The sequence below is a fragment of the Agromyces sp. H66 genome (assembly GCF_004959775.1).
Lineage (GTDB): Bacteria > Actinomycetota > Actinomycetes > Actinomycetales > Microbacteriaceae > Agromyces.
In genome coordinates this window covers 123840-137248 of record NZ_SJZG01000006.1, presented here as the reverse complement: position 1 = coordinate 137248, position 13409 = coordinate 123840, and the positions used below count along the sequence as shown (strand labels likewise).

Sequence of the window (13409 nt, the reverse complement as noted above, 5' to 3'; positions counted from 1 at the left end):
TTTCGCGCGCGCCCGTGCCGCGGAAGGCGGACGCGGTGTCGGATGCCGCTACTCGACGTCGCGGCGGCGGTCGGCGCCCCAGATGAACTCGCGGCGCGGCGGATCGGCGTGGTCGCCGGCAGGCGTCGGTCGCGGCTCCTCGGCGCGCGGCGCCGGCGCCGGCCTGTCGTCGCGGAATGCGGCCCGCTCGCCCGCGGGGGAACCGCCGGGCCGCGCGACGCGACCGGCGCGCGCGAAGGCGGCGTACCCGCCCACGACAGCACCGAGCCCGACCGTCACGGCGGCCACGCCCGCGACCGCCCACGGCTCCGGCCCGACCTCGATGAGGCGTCCGGGCCCCGCCGCACCGCCCGACCACCACGCGAGGAGGCCGAGCACCATCGCCGCGACCGCCGCCGCACCCAGTCCGCCGGCGAGCGGCACCCACCAGCGCGCACGGTCGCCGTCGCCGAGCGCGTCGCCCGACACGAGCCACGCCCCCACGAAGGCGAGGAGCACGGGCGCGATGAGCCAGAGGGTTCCGAGGGCCGGTGCGTCTGCCGGCAGCGCACCGAGGACCGGAAGCCCGGGAACGGGGCCGAGCAACGTGCCGCCCGGTGACACGAGCGAGCCCGAGCCGATCGCGAATCCGGGCCCGAGCAGCCACGACGCCGCCCAGACGATGAGGTTCGGCAGCAGTGCCAACTCGACGACGGTGAGCGCGAGGCCACCGTCGATGCCCGCACCGAGCGTCTGGTAGAGCCCCGCGATCGTCGCGTAGTCGATCGCGACGAGCACGGCAACGAGCACGCCGGCGATCGCGAGCACGCCGAAGGCGGCGCCCGCGCCGACGCGCACCGCGCCTCGGGCCCCGGCGACGACGTCCGCCGGCAGGATCGTGAGCGCCCGACGCACGAGGCCGGTCGCGGCATCCGTCGCCGAGGCCCGGCGCACCGACTCGCCCACGGCGCCGACGACCACGCCGAGCGCCATCACGAAGGCGGGCAGCAGGGCAGCCTGCCAGGGGTCGGCCCGTACCGCGTCGGCGGCCGAGACGAGGGCGAGGGCGAGGCCTGCGAGGGCGAACACGAGGATCGCCGCGATGCCGCCCGAGAAGGAGTGGCCGCCTGCGGCCGAGCGTCGTCCGACGCGCATCCCGCTCGTCACGGAGAGCAGTGCGAATCCGAGCAGTGCGATGGTGATCGGGAACGGGTCGCCCGCGCCCGGGAGCGCGATGCGCGCGGCGGTGATCGGGTCGAGCTGCACGGTGAGGTCGACGCCGTGGCCGACGAGCCACACGTCGGCGGCCGCGCGCAGGAACACGGTGAGGTCGACCGCGAGGCCGAAGTGCACGGCCCAGAGCAGGACGAGCGGCACGAACGCGACGCCGAACCCGACGAGCGCCGTGACGGATGCCTCGAGGGCGGCCAGTAGGGCGATCGTCGTGCGTCTCATTCCGACGACGAGCGTATCCCGGAGGGCGACCGTCAGCCGCCGCGACGTGCGGGTTCGGGCGCACTCGCGGCCGGGTCGGTCGCGGCGACCGCCGACTCGGCCGGCGACACCTCGTCGACGCCGGGCACCGGCGGTTCGACCGAGGTTTCGTCGGCGGGCCGCCGGAGGAGTTCGACGACCGCCACCGCCAGGAGCGCGACGACCACGGTCCAGACCACGAACGTCATGGTCACCGGCCGGTTGAGGAGGATGACGACCGACGCCACGACGGCGATCACGACGTAGGCGGCGACGCGCCACCGGTCGAGCGCGATACCGAACGCGCCGGTGGTGATGCCCTGCCGTGCGGCCGCGCGCCGGACGCTCGAGAAGCCGGCGTGGGCGAGCCGGCGCGTGGCACGCGCGGGCCGCCACGGACCGGAGAGCCACGCGATGACCGCGACGAACAGGGCGAGCACGAAGAGCGCCAGGATCGTCGAGAGCATGAGCTGCACCAGGCCGTCGTAGATGGTGCCGGCGGCGTCGGCCGGCATGATCGACGGACTCACGGTGCCGATGAAGAAGGTGCGACCGATCCCGATGCCGCTCGCGAGGATCAGCATCGAGAGGGCGAAGCCGCCCGCCGTCCACGCGAGCGCCGCCGCCCTCCGCTTCGCCACGAGCACGCCCGCCACCAGCAGCGCGAGCACGAGCCACGGCAGCCACGTGCCGACGGCGACTGCGAGCGTGTACACGGTCTGCACGAGCACGAAGGCATCGTTCTGGGCCACGACGATGCTGCGGTCGATGACTGGGATGGCCGAGGCGAACCCCACGCCCTGCTCCTCGAGCCGATCCTTCACCGCCTCGATGATCGGACCGAGTTGCACCGAGATCGTTCCCTCGCCGCCGATCGCGAGGGCCGCATCGGGGTCGCCCTGCATGGCCGCGACGAACTGGCCGTGGGTGGCGCGCAGGGCCGTCGCCCAGACGTCGGCGAAGGCGTCCGATTCGACGACCCGGTCGACCACGCCCGAGACGAGCGATTGCAGCCCCTGGGTTGCCGGAGCCTCGAGCAGCCCGAGCGCCTGTTCGGCACGCGGTGGCAGGTCGAGCTGGCGGAGACCGTCGAACACGTCGGCGGTGAGTCCCGGGATGTCGACCTGCTCCTCGATCGCCGCCGTCACCTGGTCGCCGATGTACGCCTGCACGGCGGGATCGTCGGCGAGCGGGCCGAAGGTGGCCACGAACCGGTCGGTGTCGACGAGTTCGAGCCGCGCCCACGCGCTGATCACCGCGACGGGCGCGAGCAGCAGGCCGACGACGACGAGCACGACGGCTGCAGCAGTGCGGCCCCATCTGCGGCGTGCGGGTCTCGCCGTCACGGATGCCGCCGCCACCCCCTGCGACTCGAACACCTCCTCCTCGGCGCCGCGCGCGCGCGCCCGGAGCGCCGCGTTCTCGGCCTCGAGCTCGGCGATGCGGTCCTGCAGTTCGGTATTCGACTCCCCAGCCATGATGTCCCCCTTGGGCGACCATATCGCCCGCGGGCCGCGGGCCGCACGTCAATGCACGAACGCCTTGAGCACGATCATCGCGACGCCGAACGCCGCGGTGCCGAGCGACCCGGCGAGGCGGATGGGCCATGGCGAGCCGCGACGCGCGAACGCGATCCAGCCGAGCACGGCGAGCACGACGACGCCGGCCCACAGCGCCGCCCAGATGGCGTACGCGTCGGGAATGGCGCGCGTGGCGCCGAGGAGCAGGATGACGAGCGGGATGGTGGATGACGCGAGCAAGCCGAGCGAGCGCCGCACCGACATCCGGAACGCCTCGCCCAGGCCGACGATGCGCTCGTGGTCGAGTCCGTGGCGGGCGACCGTGCCCGCGTAGACGTGGGCGGCCCAGAACACGACCACGGTCACGAGCACGGTCCAGAACACGCGCCATGCGGTGTCGCCGTGCCCTCCGGAGACGACGATCATGCCGGAGACGAGGATGATGCCGTACACCGACTCCTCGGTGACGAACGTCGTGCGCACCAGTTCGCCCGCGAACGAGGTGTTCGCACGGCGTTGCTGCTCGACCGCGCCTCGGGCTTCAGGTGACGACTCGGCCATGTCCTCCAGCCTCTCACGCACGTGGTCGGTGGCCCTAGTTCTGGGTACATGAATAAACCTCACTTTCCCTCGACGAGGTGCGTCGGGCGGGTGTACGCTGCGGCACAAAGCGTGAGACTCCCCATCTGGGGACGATGCCGCCGGAGCCCGATTCACCCTGTCCACCGGCAGGACAGAGCCGTCCGTCGCGTACCCGCGCGCCGGCACGGAGCCAGTGCACCGCCCCCGGGAGGGGTGCGCCCGTCGCATCCGATTCGGGCGAGGACCGGTAACACTGGACGAAGGGGATTCACCATGTCCACAAGAACGCGGCGGCGTGCGGTCGCTGCAGGGGCGGCGAGCTGTCTCGCTGTAGCAATGGTCCTGGTGGCGGGCCCGGCGCTCGCGGCGGACGGCCCGTACGACATCGACGGCGTCGTGCCGGATGACGAGACCACCGAGATCACCGATCAGTTCGGAAACGTGAAGGAGCTCGGACCGCTCAATTCGAACACCACCAAGATCGGCGTCATCCACGATGACGCCGTGCCCACTCTGGGCGAGACCAACCCGAACGCCCAGGTCGACCTGCGCCGAGCCTGGCTGGACCTCGAGCGGGAGGCCGTCACGAACGACGACTGGCTGTACTTCGCCTGGGAGCGTGACAAGAACACCGGCAGCGGCTTCATCGCATACGAATTCATGCAGGAGGAGGCGCCCGCCGAATGCGCCTACGAGACGGCGACCCAAGCCGACCTGATCGCCGACTGCAACCCCTGGGCCAACCGTTCCGACGGCGACTTCATGATCCTCTGGGATCAGCAGGGCGGCAGTCTCGACCTGTACCTCCGAGTCTGGGACGACAGCACGGGCACTCTCCTCCTCGGCGCGGCCGAAGAACTCGACGACGCCGTGTCGCAGGCCGCCTACAGCGAGGACGGGTTCCGTGGTGAAGCCGCCGTCAACCTGACGGACACCATCTTCGGCGGGTCCACCGCGTGCCTCGCCTTCGCCAACACCATTCCGAGCACGGTGACCGGCAACTCCGACACCGCGGACTACAAGGACACGATCCTGGCGACGACACCGCCGATCAGCAACTGCGAAACGACCACGGTGACCACGCCGAAGGATGGCGCCGGGGGCAGTATCCCCGCCGGCGGCCTGTCGATCGGCACCGGCGTCGTGTCGGTCAAGGACTCCGCTGTCGTGAGCTTGACGGGTGGCACCGCCACTCCGGCGGGCTCGGTGGCCTTCTACCTGTGCAAGCTGGACGCACCCGCCTTGTGCACCACAGGCGGCACGAGCGTCGGGTCGACGAACCTCGGCGGTGCGGCGTATCCGGCGACCGTGGTGTCGCCGACCGCCTACGTCACCTCCGCCGGCCGGTACTGCTGGCGTGCGGAGTTCAGCGGCGACGCCGACAACGGCATTCCCGGGTCCAGCGACTCGAGCATGACGGAGTGCTTCACGGTGAACCCGGTGACCCCGACGTTGGCAACCACGGCCGGCGCGGACGTCTACCTCGGCAACGCGGTGACGGACTCGGCGACCCTGAGCGGGGCGGCCACGCAACCGGCCGATCCGATCATCAACCTGACCGGCACTGCCGGGCCGGCAGCCGCTGGCACGATCACCTTCAAGCTGTACGGACCGGATGACTGCACCACTTTGGCGTACACGTCGCCCACGGTGGCGGTCAGCGGCAACGGCGCGTACAACTCGCCGACTCCGCAGTTCGTGCCCACCGCTGCCGGCACGTACCACTGGGTCGCGGTGTACAGCGGGAACCTGCCGAACACCAACGGCACCGACCACAACACCGGGTGCACCGATGCCAACGAGGACGTGGTGGTCAACACCGTGCCCTCGTCGCTGACGAGCGCGCAGAAGTGGGTGCCGAACGACTCGGTGACGGTATCGGCCACCGCGGGCGGCAACCTGGCGGGAACGGTCTCGTTCGACCTGTACGCGACCGATGACTGCAGCGGCACCGCCATCTACAGCACGACGGCGGCCGTGGCAGGCGCCTCGCCGCAGACCGTGTCCACGTCCAACACCACGGCAGTGTTGGTGTCCGGGTCGTTCTCGTGGAAGGTGAGCTACGACAGCACCAACCCGGCGCAGCAGGACATCGGACCCAGCTGCCACGAGACGACGGTGCTGACCATCGACAACGGGGGCACCGTCAGCAGCCAGTGATCGAGAGGAGACACCGCGACAGGGTGGAGGCATCCGCTCGATCGCACCTGATATGAGGGGCCCCGCCGGCGTCGCCGACGGGGCCCCTCCGCGATGTCTCCGGACTACAGCGCCGCGACCACCTCGCGGAGTAGCTTCGCGGTCTCGGACGGGGTCTTGCCGACCTTGACGCCGGCGGCCTCGAGGGCCTCCTTCTTGGCCTGCGCGGTGCCGGCCGAGCCCGACACGATCGCGCCCGCGTGGCCCATGGTCTTGCCCTCGGGGGCGGTGAAGCCCGCGACGTAGCCGACGACCGGCTTCGTCACGTTCGCCTTGATGAAGTCGGCCGCGCGCTCCTCGGCGTCGCCGCCGATCTCGCCGATCATGACGATCGCCTTCGTCTCGGGGTCGGCCTCGAACGCGGCGAGCGCGTCGATGTGCGTGGTGCCGATGATCGGGTCGCCGCCGATGCCGATCGCGGTCGAGAAGCCGAGGTCGCGCAGCTCGTACATCATCTGGTACGTGAGCGTGCCCGACTTCGAGACCAGGCCGATCGGACCCTTGCCGGTGATGTTCGCCGGCGTGATGCCCACGAGCGACTCGCCGGGGCTGATGATGCCGGGGCAGTTCGGCCCGATGATGCGGGTCTTCTCGCCCTTCTGCTTGGCGTAGGCCCAGAACTCGGCCGAGTCCTGCACGGGCACGCCCTCGGTGATGATCACGAGGAGCGGGATCTCGGCGTCGATGGCCTCGAGCACGGCGTCCTTCGTGTAGGCCGGGGGGACGAAGGCGATGGAGACATCCGCCCCCGTCTGCTCGATGGCCTCGGCGACCGAGGCGAACACGGGAAGCTCGACCGGGTTGCCGTCCTTGTCGTTGTGCAGCACCGTCGTGCCCGCCTTGCGGGCGTTCACGCCGCCGACCACCTGGGTGCCGGCCGCGAGCATGCGCGAGGTGTGCTTGGAGCCCTCGCCGCCGGTGATGCCCTGGACGATGACCTTGGAATCCTTGTTGAGGAAGATCGTCATTGCTCTGCAGTCCTTCTCTACGCGGCGTTCGCCAGCTCGGCGGCCTTGTCGGCGCCCTGGTCCATGTTGTCGGCGAGGGTGACGAGCGGGTGCGCGGCCTCCTCGAGGATCTGGCGGCCCTCGACGACGTTGTTGCCGTCGAGGCGCACGACGAGCGGCTTGTTCGCGGCGTGTCCGAGCTCGGCGAGCGCGCCGACGATGCCCTTGGCGACCTGGTCGCAGGCGGTGATGCCGCCGAAGACGTTCACGAACACCGCCTTGACCTGCGGGTCGCCGAGGATGATCGAAAGTCCGTTGGCCATCACCTCGGCGGATGCGCCGCCGCCGATGTCGAGGAAGTTCGCAGGCTTCACGCCGCCGTGGTTCTCGCCGGCGTAGGCGACGACGTCGAGCGTCGACATCACGAGGCCCGCGCCGTTACCGATGATGCCGACCTCGCCGTCGAGCTTCACGTAGTTGAGGTCGAGCTCCTTGGCCTTCTGCTCGAGGGGATCGGCCGCGGCCTTGTCCTCGAGGAGCGCGTGGCCGGCGTGGCGGAACTCGGCGTTCTCGTCGAGCGAGACCTTGCCGTCGAGGGCGATGACGTCGCCCTCCTCGGTGAGCACGAGCGGGTTCACCTCGACGAGCGTCGCATCCTCGCCCTTGTAGACGTCGTAGAGCTTCACGAACACGTCGGCGACCTGGTCGACGAGCTCCGCGGGGAAGTTCGCCGCCCTCGCGATCTCGCGGGCCGTGTCGGGTGTGATACCGGTGAGCGGGTCGACCTCGATGCGCGCGAGCGCCTCGGGCTTCTCGACCGCGAGCTGCTCGATCTCCATGCCGCCCTCCACGCTCGTGAGCGACAGGTAGGAGCGGTTGGCACGGTCGAGCAGCACCGAGAAGTAGAACTCCCGTGCGATGCGCGCGCCTCCGGCGACCATGACGCGCTTCACGACGTGACCCTTGATGTCGAGGCCCAGGATGTCGCGAGCCGCCGCCTCGGCCTCGTCGGGGGTCTTCGCGACCTTCACGCCACCGGCCTTTCCGCGGCCGCCCGTCTTCACCTGGGCCTTGACCACGACGACGCCGCCGAGCTGCTCGGCCGCCGCTCGGACCTCTTCGGGGGTGTCGGCGACGATGCCCGGGAGTACCGGGACCCCGTATCGTTCGAACACGTCTCTGGCCTGGTACTCGTAAAGATCCACGCTCTACTTCCAATCGATCCGCACGCGCGGTCGCGCACAGGGGCTGATGGGTACGGCCCGGCCGTGACTCTCTCGATATCGAGATATGCGGGGCCTGCACCATGGTACCCCGCCTCCAGACGGCCGCCGAACCGGGTGAGGGCAGGCTCATCATGCTTTCGGATGCCCTGACCGGGGTGCGAGACTGCCGGAATGACGCACGCCGCAGGTCCGACCGACGCCGAGCCGGTCCACGAACTCGATCCGCATGCCGGGTCCGTCCACGCGAAGCTGAACTGGTTGCGCGCGGGCGTGCTCGGCGCCAACGACGGCATCGTCTCGGTCGCAGCCCTCGTCGTCGGCGTCGCGGCGGCCACGACCGACGTCGGTCCGATCCTCATCGCCGGCGTGGCCGCCGTCATCGCCGGCGCCATCTCGATGGGGCTCGGCGAATACGTCTCCGTCTCGAGCCAGCGCGACACCGAGCGCGCCCTCATCGCGAAGGAGCGATGGGAGCTCGAGACCATGCCGGTGCAGGAACTCGCCGAGCTCGCCGAGATCTACCGCGGCAAGGGACTCAGCGCCGAGACCGCCGAGCGCGTCGCCGAGGAGCTCACCGCGCACGACGCCCTCGCGGCGCACCTCGAGGCGGAGCTGCACATCGACGAGCAGGACGTGGTGAGCCCGTGGCACGCGGCCGGGGCATCCGCCCTGTCGTTCCTCATCGGCGCGGTGCTGCCGATGCTCGCGATCCTGCTGCCGCCGCCCGAGTGGCGCGTGCCGACCACGTTCCTCGCCGTCGTCGTCGCCCTCGCGATCACGGGCTGGCTGAGTGCGTGGATCGGCGGCAGTCCGCGGCTCCGGGCGATCCTCCGCATCACGGTCGGCGGCGGGCTGGCCCTCGCCGTGACCTGGACGATCGGCGCGCTCCTCGGAGTGGCCGTGTAGCGATGTCCGAGGCGCGGGTCGGCATCTCCGGCTGGGTCTATCCGCCCTGGCGCGGCGTGTTCTATCCGGCGGGCCTCCGCCAGGCCGACGAGCTCGACTATGCCGCGCGGCACGTGACGTCGATCGAGGTGAACGGCTCGTTCTACTCGCTGCAGCGGCCGGCGAACTGGCTGCGGTGGCGCGACGCCGTGCCGCCCGACTTCGTGTTCGCGGTCAAGGGGCCGCGGTTCATCACGCACATCAAGCGCCTCGGCGACGTGGATGCCCCGCTCGCGAACTTCTTCGCCTCGGGCCTGCTCGCGCTCGGTGGCCGGCTCGGTCCGGTCCTCTGGCAGCTCCCGCCGAACCTCGGCTTCGACGAGCCGCTCCTCGACGCGTTCCTCGCACGGCTGCCGCGCACGCACGGCGCGGCGGCATCGATGGCCCGCCACCACGATCGACGGATGTCGGGGCGTGCGTCGTACGCGCTCCGGGCGCCGGGCGATCGCCCGATCCGCCATGCCGTGGAGGTGCGGCATCCGAGCTTCGAGACGGATGCCTGGCGGTCGCTGCTCGAGCGGCACGGCGTGGCATCCGTCACCGCGGATACCGCCGGGAAGTACCCTCGTGTCGACTGGGCCACCGCCGACTTCGCCTACGCGCGCCTGCACGGCGAGGAGGAGCTGTATACGTCGGGATACGACGCGGAGAGCCTCGACCGGTGGGCCGAATGGGTGCGGGGGCACTTGGGAGCCGGCCGCGACGCGTTCGTCTACTTCGACAACGACGTCAAGGTGCGGGCCCCCTTCGATGCCATGGCCCTCATCGAGCGGCTGCCGCGTCGCTAGAGCTTCTCGATCGGGGCGATCTTGATGAGGAGCTTCTTCTGCCCCGCGGTGTCGAAACTCACGTGCGCGATGCGTTTCGTGCCCTCGCCGGTCACCTGCGTCACGCGGCCCTCGCCGAAGTCGACGTGGCGGATGCGGTCGCCCGGCTCCAACGTGAGATCGCCGTTGTCGCGCACGGTGCCCGTGACCCGGTTGGCCCACTCCGCCTTCGGCGCGGCGTTCTTCGTGACGCTGAACCGCTCGAGGTCGCGGTCGCGCGTGCCCCACGCCCCGCCGGGCCGGCGGGCGTTGAGCGCGCGCGGCTGGGTGCCGCCACGGCTCGTGGCCATGCCGGGCGACTGCTTCCAGTCGATGAGCCCCTCGGGGATCTCCTGCAGGTACCGGCTGGGCATGGCCACTGCGACCTCGCCGAACTGTGCGCGGCTCATCGCGAGCGACAGGTAGAGGCGCTTGCGCGCCCGGGTGATGCCGACGTAGAAGAGCCGACGCTCCTCGGCGGGCCCGCCGGGCTCGGAGGCCGACATCTGGTGCGGCAGCAGGCCCTCCTCGAGACCGGTGAGGAATACCGCGTGGTACTCGAGGCCCTTCGCGGTATGCAGGGTCATGAGCGACACGGTTCCGGATGCGTCGTCGAGCTCGTCGGCGGCCGCCACGAGCGACACCTGGGTGAGGAAGTCGACCAGCGTGGCTCCGGGGTTCTCCCGGTCGAAGTCGCGGGTCTGCGCGACGAGCTCCTCGACGTTCTCGGCGCGGGTCTCGTCCTGCGGGTCGCGGCTGTTGCGCAGCGCGTCGATGAGGCCCGACCGCTCGACGAGGAACACGAGCACGTCGCTGACCTTCGCGGCACCCTCGTTGGTGCCGGCGGCGATCGCCTCGGCGTTCGGCACGAGCATCGCGGCGGCCTCGTCGAGCACATCGGCGAGCGCCGTGATGGCCGCGGTGACCTTGGGTCCGAGGCCGAGCCCCGACGCTTCGCGCATGGCCTGCCGGAACGTGAGCGCGTTCTGCTCGGCGAAGCTCGCGATGGCGGTCTCGGTCGCCGGCCCGATGCCGCGCTTCGGGGTGTTCAGGATGCGGCGCAGGGCGAGCTCGTCGAGCGGGTTGGCGACGGCGATGAGGTACGCCATCGCGTCCTTAATCTCGGCGCGCTCGTAGAACTTCGTACCGCCCACCACGCGATAGGGCAGCGCCGAGCGCACGAAGATCTCCTCCAACGCTCGGGTCTGCGCGTTGGTGCGGTAGAACACGGCGATATCTCGGTAGGCGATCCCCGACCGGTGCAGCGCCTCGATCTCGTCGGCGACGAACTGGGCCTCGTCGTGCGCGGTGTAGCCCGTGTAGCCGACGATCCGGTCGCCGTCGCCGTCGGCCGTCCAGAGCTTCTTCTCCTTGCGGTCGAAGTTGTTCGCGATCACGGCGTTGGCGGCGCTCAGGATGTTCTGCGTCGACCGGTAGTTCTGCTCGAGCAGCACGACCTTCGCACCCGGGAAGTCGCGCTCGAACTCCACGATGTTGCGGATGTCGGCGCCGCGGAACGCGTAGATCGACTGGTCGGAGTCGCCGACCACGGTGAGGCTCGCCCCGGGGATGCCGCCCGAGGCATCCGTCAACGCGCGCACGTTCACGCCGTGCTGCTCCATCTCGGCCACGCGGTCGGCCGGGATCGGCTGCGTGAGCTCGCGGATGAGCGCGTACTGGGCGTGGTTGGTGTCCTGGTACTCGTCGACGAGGATGTGGCGGAACCGCCGCTGGTAGAGCGAGGCCACCTTCGGGAACGCGCGGAACAGGTACACCGTCTCGCTGATGAGGTCGTCGAAGTCGAGTGCACTCGCATCGCGAAGTCGCCTCGTGTACTGCCGGAAGATCTCGAGGAACATGACCTCGGCCGGGTCGTTCGTGTTCACGTTGCGCGCATACGACTCGACGTCGGCGAGCTCGTTCTTGAGCCGCGAGATCTTGGCCTGCGCGCTCGCGGGCGTGAAGCCGAGGGTGTCGGCGTCGAGCTCCTTGATGATGCGCTTCAGGATGGTGCGCTGGTCGGCGGAGTCGTAGATCGTGAACGTCGACGACAGCCCGATCGCCTCGGCCTCACGCCGCAGGATGCGTACGCACGCCGAGTGGAACGTGGAGATCCACATGCCGCCGGCCGCTTCGCCGAGCAGTGCCTCGACGCGTTCGCGCATCTCGGCCGCGGCCTTGTTCGTGAACGTGATCGCGAGGATCTGGCTCGGCCACGCCTCGCGGCTCTCGATGAGGCTCGCGATGCGGTGCGTCAGCACGCGGGTCTTGCCCGACCCCGCACCAGCGACGATGAGGAGCGCAGGGCCGCGATACTCGACGGCCTCGCGCTGCTCGGGATTCAGGCCCTCGGTGAGGCGTGAACCGGTGCTCGTGGCAGCACCGGAGGTCGCGGCGGGCGCCTCGCGCCAGCCGGCCGGGTCGTCGGGGTCGAGGATCAGCGTCATGTCCCATCAAGTCTAGGCGCGGCATCCGACACCCCGGCCCGTCGGGGCGCCCGCGTCACGCAACCGAGGCGATCCACGGGTCCGAGGTCGATTCGGCGCGGGACGTCCTCGCGTACCGGGATCTCCTCAGTTACCGGGGACCCGCGGCCACGAGCCGCGCCTCGACGCCGAGATCGGGATGGTCGACGAAGATGCCGTCGACGCCCGTGCCGATGAGCAGCGTGAACTCCGCGAGCCAGTCGCCGAACGCGGCACGCACCGAGCCCCGCCGGAACCCGCGCGCGAGGAACCGGTTCTCGGGGCGCAGCGTCCACGTGTACACCCGAAGCCCCGCGGAGTGCGCTGCGTCGACGAGCTCGCCGCCGACGAGGAGGCCGCTCGCGCGCCGCTCGATGTTCTCCCTCGCCGCATCGTGCGCCGACGTCGACCGGAGCTCGCCGATGAGCCGCCCCTTTCCGACGCTCACCCCGTCGACGCGGCCGGCGAGTCCGAGGAAGCCGGCCTCGGTGGCGAAGTCGTCGTATCGGGCGGCCCCGCGCCCGTGTGCACGCACGAGGTCGTACGGCGCACCGGTCGCCTCGATGAGGAACACCCGGGCACCGCGGATGCCGCGGGCGCGCAGCCGATCGAGCAGGTCGAGCTCGAACGACTCCATGATCAGCCGCTCATCGCCCCGCCCCCACCCTGCTGCCTGGAGCTCGGCGGCGAAGAGCTCGTCGAGCGGCAGGCCGAGCTCGGCGAAATGGGTCGCGTGCTTGAACTCGGCCACCATGCGCAGCAGTCTCCGGTGCTCGTCGGCGGCCGCGTCGATGATGTCGAACAGGTCGCGGAGGCGCAGCAACGGGTAGCGCCGGTCGAAGCTCGCGCTCTCCTGCCGGAGCGCGCCGAGCCGCTCGGTGGCACGGAGCGTCGCGAGCTCCGACCACGTGAAGTCCTCGGTGAACCATCCCGTGAGGGTCCGGCCGTCGACCTCGCGCGTGGTGCGGCGACCGGAGAACTCGGGCCTCGACGCGACATCCGTCGTACCCGAGATCTCGTTCTCGTGACGCAGCACGAGCACGCCGTCGCGCGTCGCGACGATGTCGGGCTCGACCGCCTCGGCGCCGAGCGCGAACGCGAGTTCGTACGCCGCCCGGGTGTGCTCGGGCCGATACCCCGATGCCCCGCGGTGCGCGATCACGAGCGGATGCCCCGCGGTGTCCTGCAGCATGGGCCCCAGCGTAGCCATGTCGTGTCGCCCTCCGGCGGGAATCCGCGCCGAACTCAAGGCGTTAACACGGGTACG

10 protein-coding genes are annotated in these 13409 nt (G+C 70.7%); 3 read left to right on the top strand and 7 right to left on the bottom strand.

Annotation, left to right across the window (positions count from 1 at the left end):
* Positions 1-48 precede the first annotated feature (48 nt).
* The 3 genes from EZM51_RS12220 to EZM51_RS12210 are packed head-to-tail and all read right to left on the bottom strand — an operon-like array spanning position 49 to position 3533.
* Entirely contained in the window at positions 49-1434 is a 1386-nt protein-coding gene (locus EZM51_RS12220; RefSeq protein ID WP_136708536.1) for a DUF6350 family protein, read from the bottom strand.
* 32 nt (positions 1435-1466) lie between these two features.
* Complete coding sequence (locus EZM51_RS12215; protein WP_136708535.1) at positions 1467-2930, bottom strand: hypothetical protein; 1464 nt, start codon at positions 2928-2930, stop codon at positions 1467-1469.
* A gap of 48 nt (positions 2931-2978) precedes the next feature.
* Positions 2979-3533, bottom strand: coding sequence for a hypothetical protein (locus tag EZM51_RS12210; protein WP_248305624.1), 555 nt, complete (start codon positions 3531-3533; stop codon positions 2979-2981).
* A 234-nt stretch (positions 3534-3767) separates the two neighbouring features.
* Between EZM51_RS12210 and EZM51_RS12205 the strand changes: the two genes are divergently transcribed.
* Positions 3768-5714 (top strand): hemagglutinin, encoded by a 1947-nt coding sequence (locus EZM51_RS12205; RefSeq protein WP_248305623.1) that lies wholly within the window; start codon positions 3768-3770, stop codon positions 5712-5714.
* Between the two features lie 104 nt (positions 5715-5818).
* Here EZM51_RS12205 and sucD read toward each other — a convergent pair whose 3' ends face one another.
* A complete protein-coding gene (gene sucD / locus EZM51_RS12200; protein WP_136708534.1) occupies positions 5819-6721 on the bottom strand; it encodes a succinate--CoA ligase subunit alpha in 903 nt (300 codons plus the stop codon).
* A 17-nt stretch (positions 6722-6738) separates the two neighbouring features.
* Positions 6739-7905 carry an ADP-forming succinate--CoA ligase subunit beta gene (sucC, locus tag EZM51_RS12195; RefSeq protein WP_136708533.1) on the bottom strand — a complete coding sequence of 389 codons (1167 nt, stop codon included), beginning with the start codon at positions 7903-7905 and terminating at the stop codon, positions 6739-6741.
* 192 nt (positions 7906-8097) lie between these two features.
* Between sucC and EZM51_RS12190 the strand changes: the two genes are divergently transcribed.
* Together EZM51_RS12190 and EZM51_RS12185 are read left to right on the top strand one after the other, a co-directional pair.
* On the top strand, positions 8098-8832 hold the full coding sequence (locus tag EZM51_RS12190) for a VIT family protein (RefSeq protein ID WP_136708532.1): 735 nt from the start codon (positions 8098-8100) through the stop codon (positions 8830-8832).
* Positions 8833-8834: 2 nt separating this feature from the next.
* Complete coding sequence (locus tag EZM51_RS12185) at positions 8835-9659, top strand: DUF72 domain-containing protein (protein WP_136708531.1); 825 nt, start codon at positions 8835-8837, stop codon at positions 9657-9659.
* On the opposite strand, the gene EZM51_RS12180 is transcribed toward EZM51_RS12185, so the two are convergent.
* Both EZM51_RS12180 and EZM51_RS12175 read right to left on the bottom strand, forming a co-directional pair.
* Positions 9656-12124, bottom strand: a complete 2469-nt coding sequence (locus tag EZM51_RS12180) for a UvrD-helicase domain-containing protein (protein WP_136708530.1) — start codon at positions 12122-12124, stop codon at positions 9656-9658. The genes EZM51_RS12185 and EZM51_RS12180 overlap by 4 nt on opposite strands.
* 130 nt (positions 12125-12254) lie before the next feature.
* Complete coding sequence (locus EZM51_RS12175) at positions 12255-13334, bottom strand: glycerophosphodiester phosphodiesterase family protein (RefSeq protein WP_136708529.1); 1080 nt, start codon at positions 13332-13334, stop codon at positions 12255-12257.
* Positions 13335-13409 lie beyond the last annotated feature (75 nt).

Bases quoted from the DNA above. Each gene is read 5' to 3' on its own strand.
- EZM51_RS12220 (WP_136708536.1), bottom strand. From the start codon at position 1,434: ATGAGACGCACGACGATCGCCCTACTGGCCGCCCTCGAGGCATCCGTC.
- EZM51_RS12185 (WP_136708531.1), top strand. From the start codon at position 8,835: ATGTCCGAGGCGCGGGTCGGCATCTCCGGCTGGGTCTATCCGCCCTGG.
- EZM51_RS12215 (WP_136708535.1), bottom strand. From the start codon at position 2,930: ATGGCTGGGGAGTCGAATACCGAACTGCAGGACCGCATCGCCGAGCTC.
- sucD (WP_136708534.1), bottom strand. From the start codon at position 6,721: ATGACGATCTTCCTCAACAAGGATTCCAAGGTCATCGTCCAGGGCATC.
- EZM51_RS12180 (WP_136708530.1), bottom strand. From the start codon at position 12,124: ATGACGCTGATCCTCGACCCCGACGACCCGGCCGGCTGGCGCGAGGCG.
- EZM51_RS12175 (WP_136708529.1), bottom strand. From the start codon at position 13,334: ATGCTGCAGGACACCGCGGGGCATCCGCTCGTGATCGCGCACCGCGGG.
- EZM51_RS12190 (WP_136708532.1), top strand. From the start codon at position 8,098: ATGACGCACGCCGCAGGTCCGACCGACGCCGAGCCGGTCCACGAACTC.
- EZM51_RS12210 (WP_248305624.1), bottom strand. From the start codon at position 3,533: ATGGCCGAGTCGTCACCTGAAGCCCGAGGCGCGGTCGAGCAGCAACGC.